Genomic DNA, 20,083 nt, shown 5'->3' with positions numbered 1-20,083 from the left:
ATCGTATGAAAAAGATATTATTTTTATTCATTATAGGTATTCTGGTTACTTCTTGTTCTCTGGATCGTGCACCTAAAGATTCTTTATCGACTGCTACTTTCCCGAAAACAGAAAAAGATATTGAAATGTTAGTGGTCGGTTGTTATGATGGCTATGTGGATCAGACTTTTACTGTTTATAATGATGTGTTTAGTGATAATGGCTATTGTGCCATCAATACGAATTGGTCTGCTTATGCCAACGGAAAAGCGACGCATTCAAATCCAGGAATCGGATGGTTTGATTATACTTTGATCACTCGTTGTAATAATTTCTTGGCTCTTACCGAAAACACCGAAGTTCCGTTTAAAGATCCGAACAGGCTGAAACAACTGAGGAATGAGGTTCGCTTTCTTCGTGCCTGGAGATATTATATGATGGCGACAGCCTATGGAGATATTCCTTTGGTAACAGAAGTTATATCTACATTGGAAGAATCCAAAATACCGGCATCGCCCGAAACTGATATAGTTAAATTTATATTGGATGAATTGAATGAGCTTTCGGCAGATGGAAACTTGGATGTTACACCTAAAGAGTCTGGTCGTATCACAAGAGGGGCGGCATTGGCACTTAAAATGAGAATGTGTTTGTATTACAAGCAGTATGAAGAAGCGATTGCAGCAGCCGATGAAATAGAGAAACTGGGGGTTTATAATTTGTTTACTGCCGGAACGACTCCTTATGCTGATTTGTTTAAAGAAGCGAATGAAGATAATTGCGAGATTATCCTGGCTGCTAAAAAGGTGGAGAATGATTATAAGAATCAGACAATTATTGAATTTTGTAATGCGAACGACGGGGGATGGTCGGCATTTGTTCCTATACAAAGCTTGGTCGACGCTTATGAAACATCTTCCGGTCTGACGATCGAAGAAGCTGAAAAAAACGGAGAATATGACCCGGTTCATCCTTATAAGAATAGAGATCCCCGTTTTTATGCAACAGTTTTGTACTCCGGAGCAGATTGGGTGAATCCTAACGGCGTTTACAGAATATATAATACACTCGATAGGACTATAGACGGGAAACCGAACAAGGATAATGCAAATGATTCACGTAATGCTTCACAATCGGGATATACATGCTGTAAATATATGTCGCCTCTTACGCAATATTCGGATATCAACAATACAGGACTCGATTTTATTGTTTTTCGTTATGCCGAGGTGCTTTTATCAAAGGCAGAAGCATTGATCGAGCTCAACAGAGATCTTGATGAAGCCTGCAATTTGATGGATGAGGTGCGGAAACGTGCCGGGATGCCGATGGTAGATAGAAATAAATATTCGACACAGGCAACCTTGCGTGAGTTGTTAAGGCGTGAGAGACGCGTTGAGTTTGCATTCGAAGGATTAAGACGTAGTGATATCATACGATGGGGTATTGCAAAAGAAGTACTTAACGGACCTATTTATGCAACCAACTATGGTACAGTCATTATGGATACGAATATTCCTCAGGAAGAACGGGCTGTTATCAAAACTGGAGAGGAGAATAAAGTCGTATTGGAAATACGTTCCTTCAAAAATACTTATCTTCCTATACCACAATCGGAACTAGACCGAAATCCGAATCTGGTTCAAACAAATTTTGAATAAAAGGAATGATTATGGTATATGGATTATTAAAAAGATATCTAGGTTTGTTGTTTCTTTCTGCCTGTATTATTCCGAATCTTTTTGCCGGAGTTACGCAAAAGAAAGAGAAACCGGTGATGTTTCAGGTAAGGAAAGATATAAAATATCAGGTGATCGATAATTTCGGGGCATCGGATGCCTGGAGGATCGCTTTTGTCGGTCGGTATTGGCCGGTGGAAGAACGCGAAAGGATTGCTGACTTACTTTTTAGTACGAAGATGGATACCAACGGAAATCCGATTGGTATAGGTCTGAGTAACTGGAGAGTGAATATTGGTGCCGGGAGTTTTGAAAATCGGGAAAATAAAGAAGTCACGAGCACCTGGAATCGTACAGAGTGTTTTTTATCACCGGATGGCTCGTATGATTTTAGTAAGCAGGCCGGACAGCAGTGGTTTATGAAGGCGGCAAAAGAAAGAGGGGTCGATGACTTTCTGTTTTTTACCAATTCGGCTCCTTATTTTATGACGCGAAGTGGTTCGACATTGGCGTCGGATAAGAAGAGGATTAATTTGCAGCATGACAAATTCGATGATTTTGCCCATTTTCTGGCGTTAACAACCAGGCATTTCATTGATGAAGGTTTTAATGTCAGGTATATAAGTCCTATAAATGAACCTCAGATTGATTGGGGAGAAAATAAGTGGCAGGAAGGTAGTTTTGCAACCAATCAAGATGCTTATATGCTTGTCGAAGAATTGGATAAAGCATTAACCAGACATGGCGTTTCATCGAAAATTGTGTTTGGAGAGGCGGCTGATATGAAGTATTTGTTCGACTGCGACACCAGTCTGGCAATGCCGGATAATATCATAGAAGAGTTTTTTACTCGTAAAGGACAGTACAATATTATGGGGATGCCCAATGTGTATAATTGTGTTTCTGCCCATGATTATTGGAGTGCTTACCCGGCGAAAACATTGGTTGGATTGAGACAGAAAATACGTGGGGCTCTGTCGGCGGCTGATAATGGTACTAAGTTCTGGGCTTCGGAATATTGTATTTTGGAGAAAAATGATGAAATATCCGGTGAACCTTCCCCTGCCAAAAGTCTGAATCTTGGATTATATGTTGCACGGATTATCCATACTGATTTGGCGGTAGCCAATGCATCGGCATGGCAGTGGTGGACTGCTGTTTCTTTGGGTGAAGATGTTCCTATCCAGTTGAAGCCTAAAGAGCATTCAACAGCCGAAAGTTTGAAATATGACGGAATTGTAAGTCCTACGAAGATGCTGTGGGCGACAGGTAATTTTAGTCTGTTTATTCGTCCGGGGATGTGGAGGATTTCGTTGGATAGAAAACCGGAAATTTCTGAACTGGAGGCGGCAACTTCGTTAATGAGTTCTGCTTATACGGATGGGGAAAAGGTAGTGTTGGTCTTTATCAATTATGAGGATAAGCAGAAAGAAGTGAAGATTAGATGTGGTAATTCAACCAAAGGGAAAATGTATGTTACTGATATGGATAAAAATCTGGAATATACGGGAGAACATAAATTATCGGAATTGATAATTGCCCCGAAGGCTGTGGTTACAGTTGTAATCTAGTTGAAAAGTTCAGTCCTGCCGAAGTCTTTCGCAGGACTGATTTTTTGAAGACGTGCGGAACCTCTCTTTATAGTGGTTAATTTGTCATGGCAAAGTAAGGATAATTTTTTTAGTAAAACACAAGAAAACAGAATATTCTATCATTTCCGTTGCTTATTTAATCGCATCCGCTATCTTTATGAGGTGCGGATAGTTTTCTTTCCTTAATCTCGGATTTTGCAAAATAATACCCGTATTTTATAAAAGTACCTATTGGATTTGTTTCTTATTTTTACCATTTCAATGTTTTGAAGTCTAATATAACTTAAGATGAATAATCGTATAACGAAGTTTTTAGCCATAACTCTGTTCTTGTTGAATATAAGTCTGGTGGCGAAAGGAGAGGCGGTAGACGCTGTTACCGGTGCTACCCCGGTAAAGTTGAAAATAGAGGCGAACGCCGATAAACAATTGGTGCTGGATGTCTCTTATGAGGAAAATTCAGTTATCCGGAAAGCACCTTTAGGTTTGAATGTTGATCACCGTTTGTTAGGAAAAGATGCTCAACAGTTGAGCAAGGAGAAAAAGGAGAACAATACCCTGGTCTATGAGTTCCAACAAGTCGATGGTAGCCGTTTCTTTTTGGATGCCTGGATATTTCCTGACGGGATTGCCCTGCGTTACCGCGTTCCGGCAGATGGACCTGTATGTATTTATGGGGAAGAGACCTCATTTATCTTTCCATCGCAAACTAAAGCCTGGTATGCCAGTGGCCCTTTCCAATATGGCTGGCTACAAGAATATCAGGAACGGGAGACCGATCATATAGAAGGTGAATTGCTGGCTCCGCCTGCGACCTTTCGTCTGCCGAATGGGATTTATGCGGCGATAACGGAAGCAAATCTGTTTAATTATCATGGAGCTGTCTTGCTGGGGACGGCTCCGAACTGTGTCCGGTTCGGATATGTGGAGAATAAGGGACATGTGGAAACAGGGATAGTTACCGGCCTTCCGCCTACGAAATACTGGCATGAAGAAGTGCGTGATATACCGTGGATCGTGTCTCCGAAAGAGGGGAGCCGGGAAATTGTTACTCCCTGGCGTGTCCTTATGCTGGCAAAAGATTTGAACGGTCTGGTGAATAACCGGATTATAGCCCAGGTATCCGACCAACCTGATAAAACGCTTTTCCCTGACGGTGCGAAAACGGATTGGATTAAGCCTGGTAGGGCTACATTCACGTGGTTGGTGGAAGGTAACGACCGTTTGAGCATAGCCAACCATAAGAAATATGTGGATGGATGTGCCGAATTAGGTATAGAGTCGGTCGTAGTGGATGATGGCTGGGAATTGTGGCAGCAGACAGAGAAAGAGGCTAACGGCCGGACAAAATGGGAGATGCTGAAAGAGTTGGTCGATTATGCCCGTGAGAAGAATGTAGATATCTGGGTATGGAGAGCCTCATCTCCCAGATTTGGCAACAAGTCGGATATAGGTTTGGTCGATCCGGCTGAACGTGCAGGCTTTATGAAGAAATGCGCCGAAGTGGGTGTAAAAGGATTAAAGATAGACTTTTTTCATACCGAGAATGCTTTTACGGTAAACCTGATGGAAAACATATTGAAGGATGCCGTCAAAGAAAAGCTGATGGTGATCTTCCACGGTGTAAATAAACCTACCGGAGATTCGTATACCTACCCGAATCTACTGGCAAAAGAGGCTGTAAGAGGCTTGGAATGTGTCGGTGGCGAAAATAGCTGGGCTCCCGGACCACCTTGGCCGTATCATAATACCGTATTGCCTTTTACCCGTTGGCTAGTCGGTCCGGCCGATTATACGCCGATGAATTTCCGTGCTTTTTGTCATCCTTCGGTGACTTTCGCGCATCAGTTGTCGTCTATCTATATGTTTACTTCGCCGATGTTGATCTTTGCAGCGGATATGGAAGACATGTTGTCGTCACCGGGTCGCTCGTTTATAGAAAGTGTCCCTGTAACCTGGGATGAAACGGTTGTATTGCCCGAAAGCGAGATCGGGAAACTGGCTGCTTTGGCACGTAGAAAAGGAGATGTGTGGTATCTGACGGTGCTCAACGGGGAAGAACCGAAAATGCTCGATATAAAACTGGATTTCCTGCCTAAAGGAAAATATAAGATGGAAATAGCATCGGATACTCCCGGAAACCGGAAGTTGATTGAGGTTAAGGATAGTAAAGTTCGTTCCGGCCAGCGGCTTAAAGAAGAATTGATGTCGGGCGGTGGCTTCGTGGCTCGTATTAGCAGGTATTAAATACAGGTCTCAACAGGTACGGATTTCGTCATAAAATAAGAAAAATCCTCGATGAAATGGGGGTTTTTTGGTCAAACTATAGTCCTATTGGTTGTATGACTATAGTGCTTTGGTAAGTAGCACTATAGTGTCAAGTTGGTTGGCACAGTAGTGTTGCTTTTTTCAAATTAAAAAAACAGTTTTATATATATTATTATTTATATATTTAAGAGGGTGTCCATGCGGTTGTCCCAGTGATGTTATCGGAGTTGTTTTGAAGGATGAGTTAATGGGCTTATTCATAAGAGGTAGGGGAATAAGCTTATTGTTTAGTTTGTTGTCCCACAGGGTGTCCCAAGCCTTACAGGACAATAATTTTCTTCGAAAATAAACGTGTATTTTGTTGATTTTAAGGCGATAACGACTTATATTTGTATTGGATTATAAAGTGCTTCCATATGAAGAAAATAATAAATTTATTCTCCTTTTTGTTGATGTTGCTGGGGAGTTATCCGGCTATTAGTTGGGCTACGCCTTATAATATTGCCCCGCAAGCCCGTGTATCGGCTTCCTCTTCGATTGATGCCGGTCACGATGCGGCAAAGGTGACCGATGGCCTGATACGGGTACCGGGAAAAGGGGAATGGGTATCTAAAAGTACGGAGACTTTCTGGGGACAGATCGATTATCCCTGGATACAGTTGGACTGGGAACGCCCCGTGAATATCAATAAAATTATTCTGTATGACCGTCCGGCCATGGAGGCACATGTAGCCGGAGGCGTATTGCATTTCAGTGATGGTAGTACGATCAATGTCTGGGGAATGGCTAATGACGGGACTCCCAAAGAGATTGAGTTTGAGTCGCGGAAGGTCGAGTGGGTACGGTTCGAGGTGACTGATGCCGCCGGTACGCAGGTAGGGCTTTCGGAGATCGAGGTGTTTCCTTCTCCCGATGATTATACGGATCATGTATCCTGGGTAAATCCTTATATCGAGACTGCCCGCGGACGGTATTTTTTCTTTATCACAGGGAACCAACCTTATGGGATGATAGGGGCGGCGCCTCTGACAAGAAACAAGAATCAGTATGGAGGCGGGTATAATTATAATTCGACGGAAGTGCTGGGGTTCCCGCAGATCCATTGCTGGATGCTGTCCGGGTTGACGGTGATGCCGGTGACGGGCGAGGTGGACCCGACGGGAGGAGAACAGTCCTGGAAATCTTCTTTCCTGCATCAGGGAGAGATTGTACAACCGGGTTATCACAGGTTGTTTCTGGATACTTATAAAATGTGGGTGGAGCAGACAGCTACCGATCGCGTCAGCTTCTACCGGTTTACGTATACGGAGGAAAATCCGGCTGATATTTTGCTGAACCTGGGTGGTTATGTCGGCACTTCGACAATGGTAAATGCCCATGTTTATAAAAAGGGAAATGAAGGTGTGGAAGGCTATTTCGATACGACCGGACGCTTGTGGGGCGGTCCCGATGTGGTCAGGATTTATTTTGCCGTTACATTCGATACTCCTTTCAAGTCGTTGGACGGCTGGGTCGGATCGGAGCAGTTCAAAGATATCAGCGAGTTGCAGGGAGCCGGAGAAAGTATTCCGAGAAACCAGGGAATGAGTTATCATGATGCTCCCACTTCAGGTGTGAAAGCGAATTATCAGGTACAACCGGGCGAACAGGTACTGATGAAGGTGGCTATCTCTTATGTCAGTACGGACAATGCCTGGGAGAACCTGGAGCAGGATTGCAGCCACTGGGATTTTAACCGGGTACGGCAGGAGTCACAGCAGGAATGGAATGAATGGTTGGGACGGATCGATGTGAAAGGAGGAAGCCATGACCAACAAATGAAGTTCTATACCGATTTGTGGCATTCTTTACTGGGAAGGCATAAGCTGGATGATTATAACGGTGAATATCCGGATTATACGGATGGTACCCGGGTAGGGGCACAGACGAAAAATATTCGTTTCCATGTAAGGCAACTGGCTAAGGACCGGGAAGGGAAGGTGAAACATCATATGTATAACTCCGATGCGTTTTGGTTGACACAATGGAACCTGAATACGCTCTGGGGATTGGCTTATCCTTCGGTATTGGATGATTTTGCGGCTTCTTTGCTGGAATACGATGTGAATGGAAATCTGCTTCCCCGCGGACCTTGTGCCGGTGGTTATTCGTATATCATGACGGGATGTCCGGCAACTTCACTTATCACGAGTGCTTTCCAAAAAGGACTGACCAGGAAGTGGGATCAGCAAAAAGCGTTCAAGGCGATGAAACGGAATCATTCCAAAGGAGGAATGCTGGCCTTGGGAATGGATAAGGAGTTGGATTTTTATGTTCGTAACGGATATTGTCCCGGTAATGCCGGGCTGACCATCCAGTGGGCGTTTGAAGATTGGGCTTTGGCTGAAATGGCAGCTAAAATGGGAAAGAAAAGCGATTATTACTATTTCCATAAACGGGCTACAGGCTGGCCTGCTTCTTTTAATAAAGAACTGGGACTGATCCTGCCGAAGAAGGCAAACGGTGAATGGGGACATACCGATCCGTTGAGCGGTAACGGATATGTAGAGGCCAACGCTTGGCAGGCGACGTTCGGACTTTCGCACGATATCCCTGTGTTGGCAAGGTTGATGGGAGGAAATGACAGTCTTTGCAGTAAGTTGGATTTTGCTTTTAAGCAGTCGGAGTCAACAGATTTTGTCTATGGATACGGCAGTGGTTATGTCAGTTATGCGAATCAGCCCGGCTGTTCGAATGCACATGTCTTTTCGCATGCCGGGAAACCCTGGCTGACTCAATACTGGGTGCGCCGGGTGAAGGAACAGGCTTATGGGGCGGTTACTCCCGACAGGGGATATGGCGGGCATGATGAGGACCAGGGGCAGATGGGCGGCGTGAGCTCATTGATGGCGATCGGGTTGTTTGCCTTGGACGGCGGTTCTTCCCGTGATCCGCAATACGATATAACAAGTCCGGTGTTCGACGAGGTGACTATTTCGCTGGATACTGATTATTACAAGGGGAAAACCTTTAAAATAAAGACTTACAATAACTCGACAGCCAATTGTTATATCCAGCGTGCACGACTTAACGGAAAAGAATACAACTCTTTCCGGATACCTCATGCAGTCTTTTCGGACGGAGGCTTGTTGGAGTTATGGATGGGGGATACCCCGAATAAGGCCTGGGGAAAATAGGCGATGATTTGATGTTGTATATTACTAATGCGGTCTCCGGAGATGTTTTAAGTATCTTTGGGGACTTATATATATTCTAATTTCTGACTAACATGAAAAAGACGATCTCTTTATTTCTCCTTATGGGAGGATTTTTCTTTTCAAGCTGGGATATCAGTGCCCAGAATAAAATATCCCTGCCGGATATGGATTTATCCCTGGCCTACCAGCAGTATGGTTCGCCGATGAAGAACGCAGCTGTTACCGGTGAGAAACTGACGGTAGGCGGTGAGCATTTCGGACAAGGGGTAGGCGTACAGGCAAACAGCAAGATCAAGCTGAGCCTGCGGAAGAATACCGGGTTGTTTACCTGCAAGGTGGGTGTGAACGACCGTTCGCTGGATTATAAAAAAGAAGATTTCAGTAAGATACCGATGACGGACGGAACGATGCTGTTTTATCGGACCGACGGTACCGGAGGAAAGAAGCAGTTTGTCGGAGTAGGTGCCGGTGATGGCTCCTTTGATAAGGGAAGCGTTGTCTTTCGCCTGGTGGGTGACGGAAAGGAGTTGTATAACAGTGGCATGGTCCGCGGAGGTGAGAAAGCTCGTGAGGTGTCGCTCGATGTTTCAGGGATCGACGTACTGGAACTGGTCGTTGAAGATGGAGGCGACGGTGTAAGCGGTGATCATGCCGATTGGATCGAACCTGTTTTTTCTTATAACGAGATCAAGCCTTCGCTGGTGAATGCCGATTATAAAGGGGCTATCGAGACAATGCCTGCTGAGGTGGAAAGGGCGTTGCGCAGTAAGGTTGCTGCTCTGCCTGCCATCGATTTGCCGGTGGCGCGTCCGGAGTCGGACTGGCTGCTCGATGCCAAAGGGGTGAAGGCTGGCGTGTATCAGACGCATAATGGCAAAGATATTGTCCTTTCCAATGGATTGGTAAGCCGTATCTTCCGTATCTATCCGAACCTGGCGACCGTCGACCTGGTTAACCAGATGACAGGGGAAAGTATGCTGCGTGCCGTCAGTAACGAAGGTGTTCTGAAAATCGATGATAAAGTGTATACACTTGGCGGCCTCGACGGGCAGTTTGAGTATGGCTATACGCAATATAAATGGGTCGACAGTCTGACGATCCTTCCGAATTCGTTCCGTGTGACCGGGTTCGATATTACTGAACTGTCTCCCCGTATCGACTGGGCGAACAAACGCTGGTCGCTGGTGAAGCCGGGCGAAACGACAGGGAAGGTACTTTCTTTCTATCTGGAAGGACCGGGTTACCTGAAAGGTGTGAAGGTGAAACTGAATTATGCCCTCTATGACGGTATTCCCTGTATCAGTAAATGGATGGAGATCGAGAATAAGAGCGGTATGGGAATCACGCTGGATGAATTTACCCTGGAGCAACTGGCGATGGCAGAACCGGAATCACCGGTGGAAGCCAAAAGACCGGAGCAGTTCCTGAAACCGAATATCCATGTCGAGAGCGACTGGGCGTTTCTCGGCTTTACCGAACGGGAGGCCGACCGCACGGAATTCTGGAATACTGATCCACGCTATACTTCACAATGTAATTATCCGTTGCTTACTCCTTGCCTGCTGGAGGTAAAACTGCCCATGGGGCCGGACGAAGATATCCCCGACGGTGCTAAGTTCAGTAGCTTCCGTACCTGGCTGATGCCTTTCGACAGCGATGACCGTGACCGGAAAGGGCTTTTCCTGAAGCGGATGTACCGTAAGATCGCCCCGTGGACGACTGAAAATCCGATCTTCCTGCATTGTGTATCTTCCGATCCGAAAGTGGTGAAGACGGCTATCGACCAGTGTGCTGAAACCGGTTATGAGATGGTAATCCTCAGCTTCGGTTCGGGACTGAATATGGAGGATGAGAGTGAAGCGAATATCGCCAAATTCAAGGAGTTCACCGAATATGCCAACTCCAAGGGTATTGAACTGGGCGGTTATTCCCTGTTGTCCAGCCGCTGGATCAGCGATGAGGTCGACGTGATCAATCCCGAAACAGGAAAGCGCGGCGGTATGATCTTCGGTAGCTCTCCTTGCCTGTCCAGTGAATGGGGATACGATTATTTCCGCAAGATACGTTCTTTCTACGAGAAGACAGGAATGACAGTTTTTGAGAACGACGGCTCGTATCCGGGTAATGTCTGTGCTTCGACCAGCCATGCCCATCATAAGGGTTTGAAAGACTCCCAGTGGAAACAACGCCAGCAGATTGTGAATCTGTACCAATGGATGTGTGAGAATGGCATTTATACCAATATACCCGATTTCGGTTATATGTTGAACGGTGGTACGAAAGTCGGTATCGGTTACCGTGAAGTAAACTGGTCGCTTCCCCGCGAACGGCAGTTGGTGTTGGGACGCCAGGTGATGTACGATGGCTTGTGGGAGCGCCTGCCGGGTATGTGCTGGACATTCGTTCCGCTTACCCAATATCATGGCGGTGGGGCTGCCGCTACGCTCGAACCTTTGAAAGATCATATCCCTGACTATAAGGCGCACATGATCCAGAATTACGGTGCGGGGGTACAGGCTTGTTACCGCGGTCCGCGTCTGTATGATACACCGGAAACGAAAGCAGCCGTAGTAGAGGTGATCGACTGGTACAAGAAATACCGGACTATCCTGAACAGCGAACTGATCCATCTGCGCCGTGCCGACGGACGCGACTGGGACGGTTTCATGCATGTCGATCCGGAAGGGAAGGAGAAAGGTTTTGCCCTATTGTTTAACCCGACCGACAAGGCGATCACTCGTACGATCCGGCTTCCGCTTTATTACACCGGTATCTCCGATGTAGCGAAGATTAGGGAGAAAGAGAACGCTCCGGTTACCTATAAGCTGAACAGAGACTATACGGTAGACATCAAGGTGACTATTCCTGCCCGCGGAAATACCTGGCTGGTGGTGGAAAAATAACTTACGTTGTTTGGTTCCTGCGGTGCTTCATTGAAAAAAGGGGTTGTCTAAAAAGTATTTCGGATACCTATCTGAGATTGATTTCAAATATTCAATTCTCAAGGACGAAAGAATGACTTTTTGGACAGTCCCTTTTTTTATAAGTTCCTGTATTTGTCGACGGTTTTCTTTATTCCATTTTCATCGTGATAAGCAGGAGGCAAGCTGAAGTTGAAACCATACGGCAGGTAAAGTGTCGCACAGTCCGCTTTCGTTTCTTTCAGCTTCCGGTAATCTTTCCATAGCTTGTCATATCTTTTTATCGCTTTTCTGATCAATGGCTTGTTGAAATGGCCTGTCATCTCTCCTTCATAACCTTTTAGCAAAATGATCCATCCTTGTTCGTAAATGGAATACAGCAGCAGACCGTATCGGGAAGATGTCCGGATATAATCGGCAACCGGTTTGTCTCCGCTCCCAATCGCTCCTGCAATTGCGTTGATCTGTTCCCATATCTTTACACTTTCGGCTTTCTCGGCAAGGACGGCATCCACCAGCTTCTTTTCGACAATCTGCCTGAAATCCTTCTCCAGTTCCTTTTCTCCCCCGATGAACTGGTCGCGTGTCCACCAGACATTGATGGGCTGTACCAGGGAAGCACGTCCCCTGACGATCGCGTCTGCCGATAGCAGGCATATCCGGTGGAAACGTTCTATATCTTCTCCTTGGAAGCCTTTTGACGCGGCATACCGAGCGAAAATCTCTTTCTCGTCCAGTTCCGGATGATTCGCCCACTCCGCCAGAACGAATGTATTGACATCACACCATAGCTCGTTGCTGATATAAGGTCCGACCCATCCGCCGCCGCGCGACCAGGTCCAGATACCGGCATAGTTGGGCGTTTCCTTCAACTGACGGAGGCTATGGACGACTGTATCTTTCTTCAGTTCCTCGAATCCGTTGATCAGTCCGTCGGCTATATAGTTGGGATAAGCCCCTTTCCCCTCGTACTCCCGCTGGCACTGTATCTCTACCACCTGCTTGTGCTGCCCGATTCCCAGCGTCGGATTGAATTTATAAGTACGGTGATAATCGCCCTGCACATACTTGATGCAGAAATAAAGGTTCGGGTGGATGGGGACGTAATCGGTTACGTTTAGGTAATATTCGGGATTGGTATGGAAGTAGCCGAAGTCCCAGGTACGATAGAACAGCTTCTTATTATATTTTACACAAACCTCGTCGCGCAGCAGGTTGATCAGGTCGCGGTGTATCTTTTCTCCTCCGTCGCTTTTGTACGAGAAGTTATGGTCCCACGATTTCTCGTCGCGGGGTATAGGATTGTTGCCGGTATGGTAAGGGATATTGTGCAGATAAGTTTCGCCAACACGGATCACCAGCCCGTCGAGGGTTGGGAACCGGTCGAATATCTCTCGTAACATGATACGGTGTATCTCCTGTGTCTTCGGACGCCTGAAGTCTACCCGTCCGGCGGCATCACAGATTTCGTCTTTGTATATCTCCACCAGTTTTTGGGGAAGGACGATGATGTCGGTGAAATAGTAGGCTTTCAGATGGTGCTTATGTATCTCTTCGATTTTCCGGTCGATGCGCGTTGCCAGCGAGTCGACCCACTTTCTTTCTGGAGAGCCTGCCGGGAAGATCGCCGGATTCAGCGACTCGTAGGTGACGGCACAATGTACCGACTGGAACTCGTTAATGACTTGCGCGTTGAAATGGTAGTCCACCAGCGTGGACGGGGCGTTGAATTGGGTTTTCGTAAAAGCCTCGCCCGGGTTATGATGGACCATATCCATGATGACTGTGGGTGAAGTCTCTTTCTGCCTGTTTTGGGAGAACAATCCCTGTACTCCCGCCAGAAACAGGAGGGTACATGCTAATATCTTCTTCATAAATACTTGAATATATATCTATTAATAACTTATTTCTTTAGAAGTGCCGGTTGGTGGTCTGTTGGTCTTTCAGCGAATCGAATCCGGCTTCCTGCTTCCCAATCGAATCCAGTAATTGCTTTCTGTCGGGTAACACCGTCCGGTAGTGATCGGTATACAAGCCACATTTCTTCAGTTCGTACCGTTCGTCTGGCTGCACTTCGGGTATTCGTTTCAAGTCCTTGTGTAAGATCACTCCATCGAAGTCCGGTGCCGGAAGTTGTAAGCAGTTGTTTTTTCCTATCCTTGAATATCTGAAATCATCTTCTTGGCCTTCTTTCCGGACGCCCTCCTTGCAGTCGATGAAAATGTTATCGCTTATTTCGTTTTCCTGGGGGAGTTCCAGATGAGGACATTCCAGGAAAGTGCTGATTCCGGGAAAGCGGTTGTCCCAGGTTCCTTCCGGTATCCTGAAGAGACGGAACAGGTCGGCAAAGTCCGGGTTACCGGCATTATAATTGCGTTGTTTGCCTCGTGCGTCGATGCTGACGGCGGCTGTAGTACAACCGGCATAGAGGTTGTGGCTGATGTAATTATAATGTCCGCCGCCGATGATCGTGCCGACCAAAGCGCGATATACGACATTGTTGTAGATCGAATCGCCCGCATGTCCGTCATCCCCGTAGATGGCATTTGCCCGGGGGACATGGTGGATGAAATTATTCCGTACCACATTCCCTCTTGAAGTCCAGTCCCAGCGGGCATAGAACGCTCCGACATCACCAGTCTTCCGGGCAATATCGAACACCTCGTTGTATTCGAGGACGTTCAGGTTTCCTCCATAAATGAAAGCGGCATGGGGAGCATTGTGGACGAGGTTATGGGATACCTTTATCCCGACTGCATTCCCTTCGTGAACCCCTATTCCGGTTTCGTAGAAGCCGACCTTTACCGCAGGGGCATAACTCTGCTGTATCTCTCCGAAGCGGGTGAAATAATTATTGTCGATGCTATGACCGCAGGTTTGCAGGGATGGGCGGTCACCGCCCGACACCTCGATACAGGTCCGCCCGATATGGCTGAAATCGGAGCTTTGTACCCGGTGTTCCTTTCCTCCGGTTATGGAGACTGCGTTTCCCAGAATATTCCGGAAACTGCATCCGGCAATGAGATTCTTCTCCCCTTCCGCGATGCGGATGCCATCTCCCAGATGGTTTTTCAGTACGATGCCTTCCAGTTTCAGGTTCTTCATTCCGGTGATATCGAACAAGGTCGCCGGATGTGAAACCAGGCTCAGTTGCCTTTCATCGAAAGATTCGGGGGGCAGAAAATAGATTTTATGGGTAGTGAAGTCGACACACCATTCTCCGGGGCGATCGATCTCTTCGATCAGGTTCTCCACATAATAGTTCTCTTTTCCCGAGCCGGAAGGACGGTCGTATTTCGAGCCGATGCCTCCGAATATACCGACATCTTTCCCATTTTCCGTTTCGATGCCTACCGCCTGTGTCACGATACAGCGGACGGTGTCGATTTCCTGTATCTTTACGGTCCATGCCTGCCATGGGATCCTCCAGTAGCCGGTGAACCATACACCCGATGGAAGTGCTTCCGTCCAGGCGCCGTGGCGGGGATCGTCGTATTCAAAGATACCCCCTCTCTTTGCGTTCCCGAAGTTGTCGAGAACCTTTTTCATATACAGATATCCTTCGTTGGGATAACGGGAAAGCGGTAACAGTTCTTCCTGATAGATCAGTTGCGGGAAATTCTCCCGGGCTTTGAACCGTTCGGGGAAAGTTTCCACCCGGATGCCGAGTGCTTCCAGGTCGATCTCCCGGATACGGTCTGCCGCTTCTTTCCTTACCCGTTTTCTGATCCGGTCGTCGGTCACCGGTTTCAGGTATCCTGCCAGCGGTTTGTCGAGACGAAGGACGGCTTTATGTAAGTTGAGGGCTTTAATGGTCAGTTCTTTGACCGGACAGGTGTTGCCAGACAGCCGGATGCCTTCGGACAGGAAATGATCGCCGTCGAGTAAAATCAGTTCGGCACTTTCTTCTTTCCCGGCAGATAAAGCAGACAGAGCTTCCTCAATCGTAGAGAACGGAGCCTGTACGGAGCCGTCGGGCACCGCTGTCCGGGGTAAAGGCGATATGTAAACCTTTCTTCCTTTTGCCGGAAGGGTTGCCAGGGAAAGGTAGGCGAACAGTATTGTCAGATAAAATATCTTCATGCTGATAAATGGAATGAATTAAGTTGTTGTTTGTTTGATACGAGGCAAAAGTACGTGACAAAAGGGGGAGGATAGTAGGACTGGTCGTTCAAAATGTATGACAATGGTTACATAAAGCCGGTTTTATAAGAGTTTTGTTACTTTGATGTAACTTTTTTGATACGGTATCCCTTTCGTCAGAAGATACCGTGATGCTATCCTTTGGACTTAGTTATTTGCATGCAGAGGCTTACTGTTCCCGAAGAAACCTGCCGGCCCTCGTAAGGCTGGCAGGTATGGGTTTATCTGTAGTTCCGGGCATATTCGGAAGGAGAGATATTATAGTTTGCTTTAAAGCATTTTCCAAAGTAGGAAACTTCGTTGAAACCGCATTTGTAAGAGACTTCGGTGACTGTATCGTCGGTGGTGGACAATAGCTCCGCAGCCTTTTTTAGACGGATATCCAGGATCAGCTTGCTCGGCGAAGAGCCGGTGACAGCCTTGATTTTACGGTAAAGCTGTACGCGACTCATGCCGATATCGTCGCTGAACTTGTCGATAGACAACTCTGTATTGTCTAGGTTGCTGTGGATATAATCGAGAACCTTTGCCATGAACTTGTCTTCCGTAGAAACCGTTTCCGTCGGGAAATTTCCGGTTACGATCTTTTGGGCATACAGTTCTCTCAGCTTTTGGCGGTTGGCAAGGAGATTGGCTATCCTGACCTTGAGCAGTTCGGGGTTGAATGGCTTCATGATGTAATCGTCGGCAAGCGAATCGTAGCCCTCCTTGATCTGTGACAGGGTAACCCGGGCTGTCAGCAGTATGATCGGGATATGCGAGGTGACGATATTGCTTTTCACCTTCTGGCAGAACTCGATGCCGTTCATCCGAGGTGTCATGATGTCGCTGATGATCAGGTCCGGCATCTCTTTGGTCACAACTTCGCAACCTTCCATGCAGTCTTCGGTGGCAGTAATATTGTAGTCGTTGCACAGCATGTCGCAAAGGTAGTTCCTCACGTCCGCATTGTCCTCGATGACCACCAGGTGGTAACGTTTCCGAGGGGCAGGAATTTTGTTTTCTTCCACCGGCGAGTCGTCGAGAACAACCTGCGGTTTGTCGTAGGCATGCTCTACCTTGATCGCCTTGTTCTTCGATAATAGTTCATCTTCCTTTAGGAATTCCCTGCCCAGAGGGATGACAAACGAGAAGCGGGTCCCTTTATTTTCTTCACTGGTCACCCAGATGTGGCCGTGGTGGAGTTCTATGATGCTCTTTGTCAGGCTTAACCCGATACCGGTCCCGTAGGCACTGGTATAGTCGTTCTCCCCCGCCTGGAAGAATGCTTCGAATACTTTCGGAAGCATTTCCTGCGGGATGCCTTTGCCGGAATCTTCGACGGTGACGAGTAATAACTTCGGATTATTGCCGACGGGTTGGTAATCTTTCAGCTCCTCTGTGTGTACTATTTCCTCTTCTCCGATTTCTTTGGCGCTGATGATGACGTATCCTCCTTTGGGTGTGTGCTTGAAGGCGTTCGACAAGAGATTGAAGAATACTTTTTCCAGTAGGATATAATCGAACCATATCTTTGCTTCCCGCCCCGTGTTGTTATATTCCAGCAGGATATTCTTCTTATCAGCCAGCGGGCGGAAAGATAAGAGCATCTCGTTGACGAAATCGTCCAGTTTGTACTGTCCTGCCTTTAGATGCATCTTTCCCGCTTCCAGTTTCCGGAAATCCATCAGGCGGTTAACCAGCCAAAGCAGGCGCTGGGCGTTCTTGTTGATCAGTTCGAGCGGGCGTTTCAGTTCGGGGGACAGGTTTGTCTTGCTCAGCAGTTCGTCCAGCGGGGCGATGATTAGCGTGAGCGGTGTCCGTAGTTCATGCGAGAAGTTGGTGAACATCTGCACGCCTATCCGGTGGCTTGTCTCAATGTTGGTCTTTTCGATCTGCTTGATCCTCAGGTCCATCTTCAGCCTTTCTTCTCTTGTCTTATAACGGATAAAGAGGATGATGATCGCAATGAAGACGGCTAGGTAGAAGAGATAAGCATACCAGGTCTTCCAAAAAGGAGGGAAAACTTTGATATGCAGGGAAGCTCCTACGTTGTTCCAGATACCGTCGTTGTTGCGGGCCTTGACCCTGAAGATGTAATCGCCGGGGGGGATATTGGTGTAGTTCACGCTCCGTTCGTTACCGATGTAGGTCCAGTTCTTGTCGAAGCCCTCCAGAATATAGGCAAACGAGTTGCTTTCGGGGTAGACATAGTTGAGGGCGGAATAACGGATGGTGAACGAAGTCTGGTCGTATTTCAGTTCTATTCGGTCGTTTTGCGGTTCTATCCAGGTGCGGGTTGCTTTTTCTCCGAAGTTATCCGCCCAGATAAGCACTTTCGAGATGATGACGCGGGGGATCCGTGTGTTCACCCTCAGCTGTGTGGGGTCGAAAGAGAGGAACAAGTTGTTTCCTCCCACATAGAATAGGTTATCGCCCGAACGCAGGCAGGAGTGCAGGTTTGTTTCCAGCAGCGAGTAGCCGTTGTTATATCCCCAGTTGTCGAACGATTCCTTTTTCGGGTTGAAACGGGAGATGCCTTTCAGGGTGGTGATCCAGAGATATCCTTTCTCGTCTTCCATGATACTGCTGATCGCATCGTTGTCGAGTCCCGCTTTCCGGTCGAATGTGCGGAAAGTCTCTTTGATACGGTCGTACAGAGCTAGTCCGCCGCCGAAAGTACCTATCCACAGATTCCCTTTCTTGTCTTTGTAAATGCAGGTGACGTGGTTGCTGTTGAGGCAGTCGGGCGATTCTTTATCGTTCCTGAAATGGTCCAGTTTCTGCGTCTGCACGTTGTAACGGTACAGTCCTTCGGCGCGGGTGCCCATCCATATATATTCGGATTCGGCATATATATCCTGTACGTTTATCAGGGAGACATCCTTGTTCCGCCCTTTGACGGGGAAGCTGGCCGCCAGGGTGTTCTTTTCCATATCGTATAAAAGGATCGGGTTGTCTACACCCAGTGCGATCCAATACATGCCGTCTTCAGTCCGGGTGATACGTCTGACCTGGTTGTAGGGGAAGTCTGGTATCTCTTTTACGATCTGCCTTTTCTCCATGTCGTACAGGTATAATCCGCAGTAGTAGATGCTGATCCAAAGATATTTATCACCCTCTTTCTGGATGTATTTGATCTCCCGGTTGGTTTTCGAGTTGGGTATTTGGAAATGGCAATATTCGTATGTCCCGGCTTCCCGGTCGTAGACGATCAGTCCGCCGTCGGTGCCCATCCACAGGTCGCCTTTGTATTCGACGATGGAGTTGATGTTCCCGATATTTTTCTGTAGGTACTTTGCCGGGTAATACGGGATGAAGAAGTTGCTGTAAGGCGTGTACAAGTTGACACCGCCGCCATAAGTGCCGATCCAGATGTTCTCGGACAGGTCCTTATACAGGGAGATAATGGTGTTTTCGCTTAGACCGCCTACATCTTCGCTGCGGAAGCAGTTGATCAGTTTGTTTTTACTTTGGTCGTACACCAATAGTCCATTGCGGGTTGCCAGCATCAGATTGTCCTCCTCAGTTTCTACGATGTAGTTAACCTGTTCGTTGTTGAATGTGATACCGTCCGTCCACGACAAGTCAGCCTGTATAAGTCTTCCCGTTTCTTCTTCGAAGTACTTGAGGCCGGAGCTCCACATGCCGACCCATAATTTGTTGTTCGAATCTTCGAAGAGGAAGAACAGCTTTTCATCGTTGTCGAAGTGGAACTTCTTTGTTTTCATCGACTCCGGTTCGAGAATACAGAGTGTGTTGTTCACCAGGTAACAGATGTTCCCGTTCTTCCGTTGCATCAGCCAGAAGATGGAACCTTCATCCGATATCCGTTCGAAATCATCTGTTTCGGAGTTGTAGAGATCGAGTCCGCTGATCGTTCCGACCCACAATCTTTTCCGTTTGTCACATAAGATATGTTTGATACAGTTGTCGGAGAGACTGTTTCCGCCCCCTTCTTCTTTATAATACTGGTAGAAACGTTTGGTATTGGTGTCGTACCGGGTCAGCCCTTTATGCGAACCGATCCAGAGCACGCCGTTCTCTACTTCCGTGATGGTGGTCACGTCGCTGCTGGTAAGTGAGTTTTCCGAGCCGTCGGCACGGTAGACTTCAAATTCGGTTCCGTCGAAACGGTTCAGGCCGTCACGGGTACAGAACCAGATGTAGCCTTTGCTGTCTTCCAACGTCCTGATGACCGTGTTCTGCGATAGGCCGTCTTTTACGGTATAATTCTTGAACAAGGCGGTCTTTTCTTGTGCATATAGTTGGATGAAGGGTAACAGGATAAGTAGAGTAATGATGGTTTTCATTCTTATTTCTGA

At 47.2% G+C, this 20,083-nt stretch carries 8 protein-coding genes; 5 read left to right on the top strand and 3 right to left on the bottom strand.

Annotated elements, in window-relative coordinates; all coding sequences use genetic code 11:
- The first annotated feature begins 5 nt into the window (after positions 1-5).
- The 5 genes from DWW91_RS00095 to DWW91_RS00075 all read left to right on the top strand — a co-directional run bounded on the left by DWW91_RS00095 (position 6) and on the right by DWW91_RS00075 (position 11,618).
- Positions 6-1,640, top strand: a complete 1,635-nt coding sequence (locus DWW91_RS00095; protein WP_010801116.1) for a RagB/SusD family nutrient uptake outer membrane protein — start codon at positions 6-8, stop codon at positions 1,638-1,640.
- A gap of 11 nt (positions 1,641-1,651) precedes the next feature.
- Positions 1,652-3,229, top strand: a complete 1,578-nt coding sequence (locus DWW91_RS00090; RefSeq protein ID WP_122326819.1) for a glycoside hydrolase — start codon at positions 1,652-1,654, stop codon at positions 3,227-3,229.
- Between the two features lie 309 nt (positions 3,230-3,538).
- Positions 3,539-5,497: a glycoside hydrolase family 97 protein gene (locus DWW91_RS00085; protein WP_122326597.1), complete on the top strand. Its 1,959-nt coding sequence runs from the start codon at positions 3,539-3,541 to the stop codon at positions 5,495-5,497.
- 437 nt (positions 5,498-5,934) lie between these two features.
- On the top strand, positions 5,935-8,694 hold the full coding sequence (locus tag DWW91_RS00080; RefSeq protein ID WP_370449544.1) for a GH92 family glycosyl hydrolase: 2,760 nt from the start codon (positions 5,935-5,937) through the stop codon (positions 8,692-8,694).
- Between the two features lie 92 nt (positions 8,695-8,786).
- A complete protein-coding gene (locus tag DWW91_RS00075) occupies positions 8,787-11,618 on the top strand; it encodes an NPCBM/NEW2 domain-containing protein (RefSeq protein ID WP_122326595.1) in 2,832 nt (943 codons plus the stop codon).
- Between the two features lie 137 nt (positions 11,619-11,755).
- Here the strand turns inward: DWW91_RS00075 and DWW91_RS00070 are convergent, their stop codons facing one another.
- From DWW91_RS00070 to DWW91_RS00060, 3 genes are all read right to left on the bottom strand, one after another.
- Positions 11,756-13,510, bottom strand: coding sequence for a hypothetical protein (locus tag DWW91_RS00070; RefSeq protein WP_046145910.1), 1,755 nt, complete (start codon positions 13,508-13,510; stop codon positions 11,756-11,758).
- Positions 13,511-13,547: 37 nt separating this feature from the next.
- Positions 13,548-15,719: a right-handed parallel beta-helix repeat-containing protein gene (locus tag DWW91_RS00065; protein WP_122326594.1), complete on the bottom strand. Its 2,172-nt coding sequence runs from the start codon at positions 15,717-15,719 to the stop codon at positions 13,548-13,550.
- 281 nt (positions 15,720-16,000) lie between these two features.
- Positions 16,001-20,071: a two-component regulator propeller domain-containing protein gene (locus DWW91_RS00060; RefSeq protein WP_122326593.1), complete on the bottom strand. Its 4,071-nt coding sequence runs from the start codon at positions 20,069-20,071 to the stop codon at positions 16,001-16,003.
- Positions 20,072-20,083 lie beyond the last annotated feature (12 nt).

The organism is Parabacteroides sp. AF17-3 (assembly GCF_003635445.1).
In the GTDB taxonomy this organism is placed as follows: domain Bacteria; phylum Bacteroidota; class Bacteroidia; order Bacteroidales; family Tannerellaceae; genus Parabacteroides; species Parabacteroides goldsteinii.
Note: the sequence above shows the minus strand (reverse complement) of the source record. Positions and strands in the feature narration are given on the sequence as shown.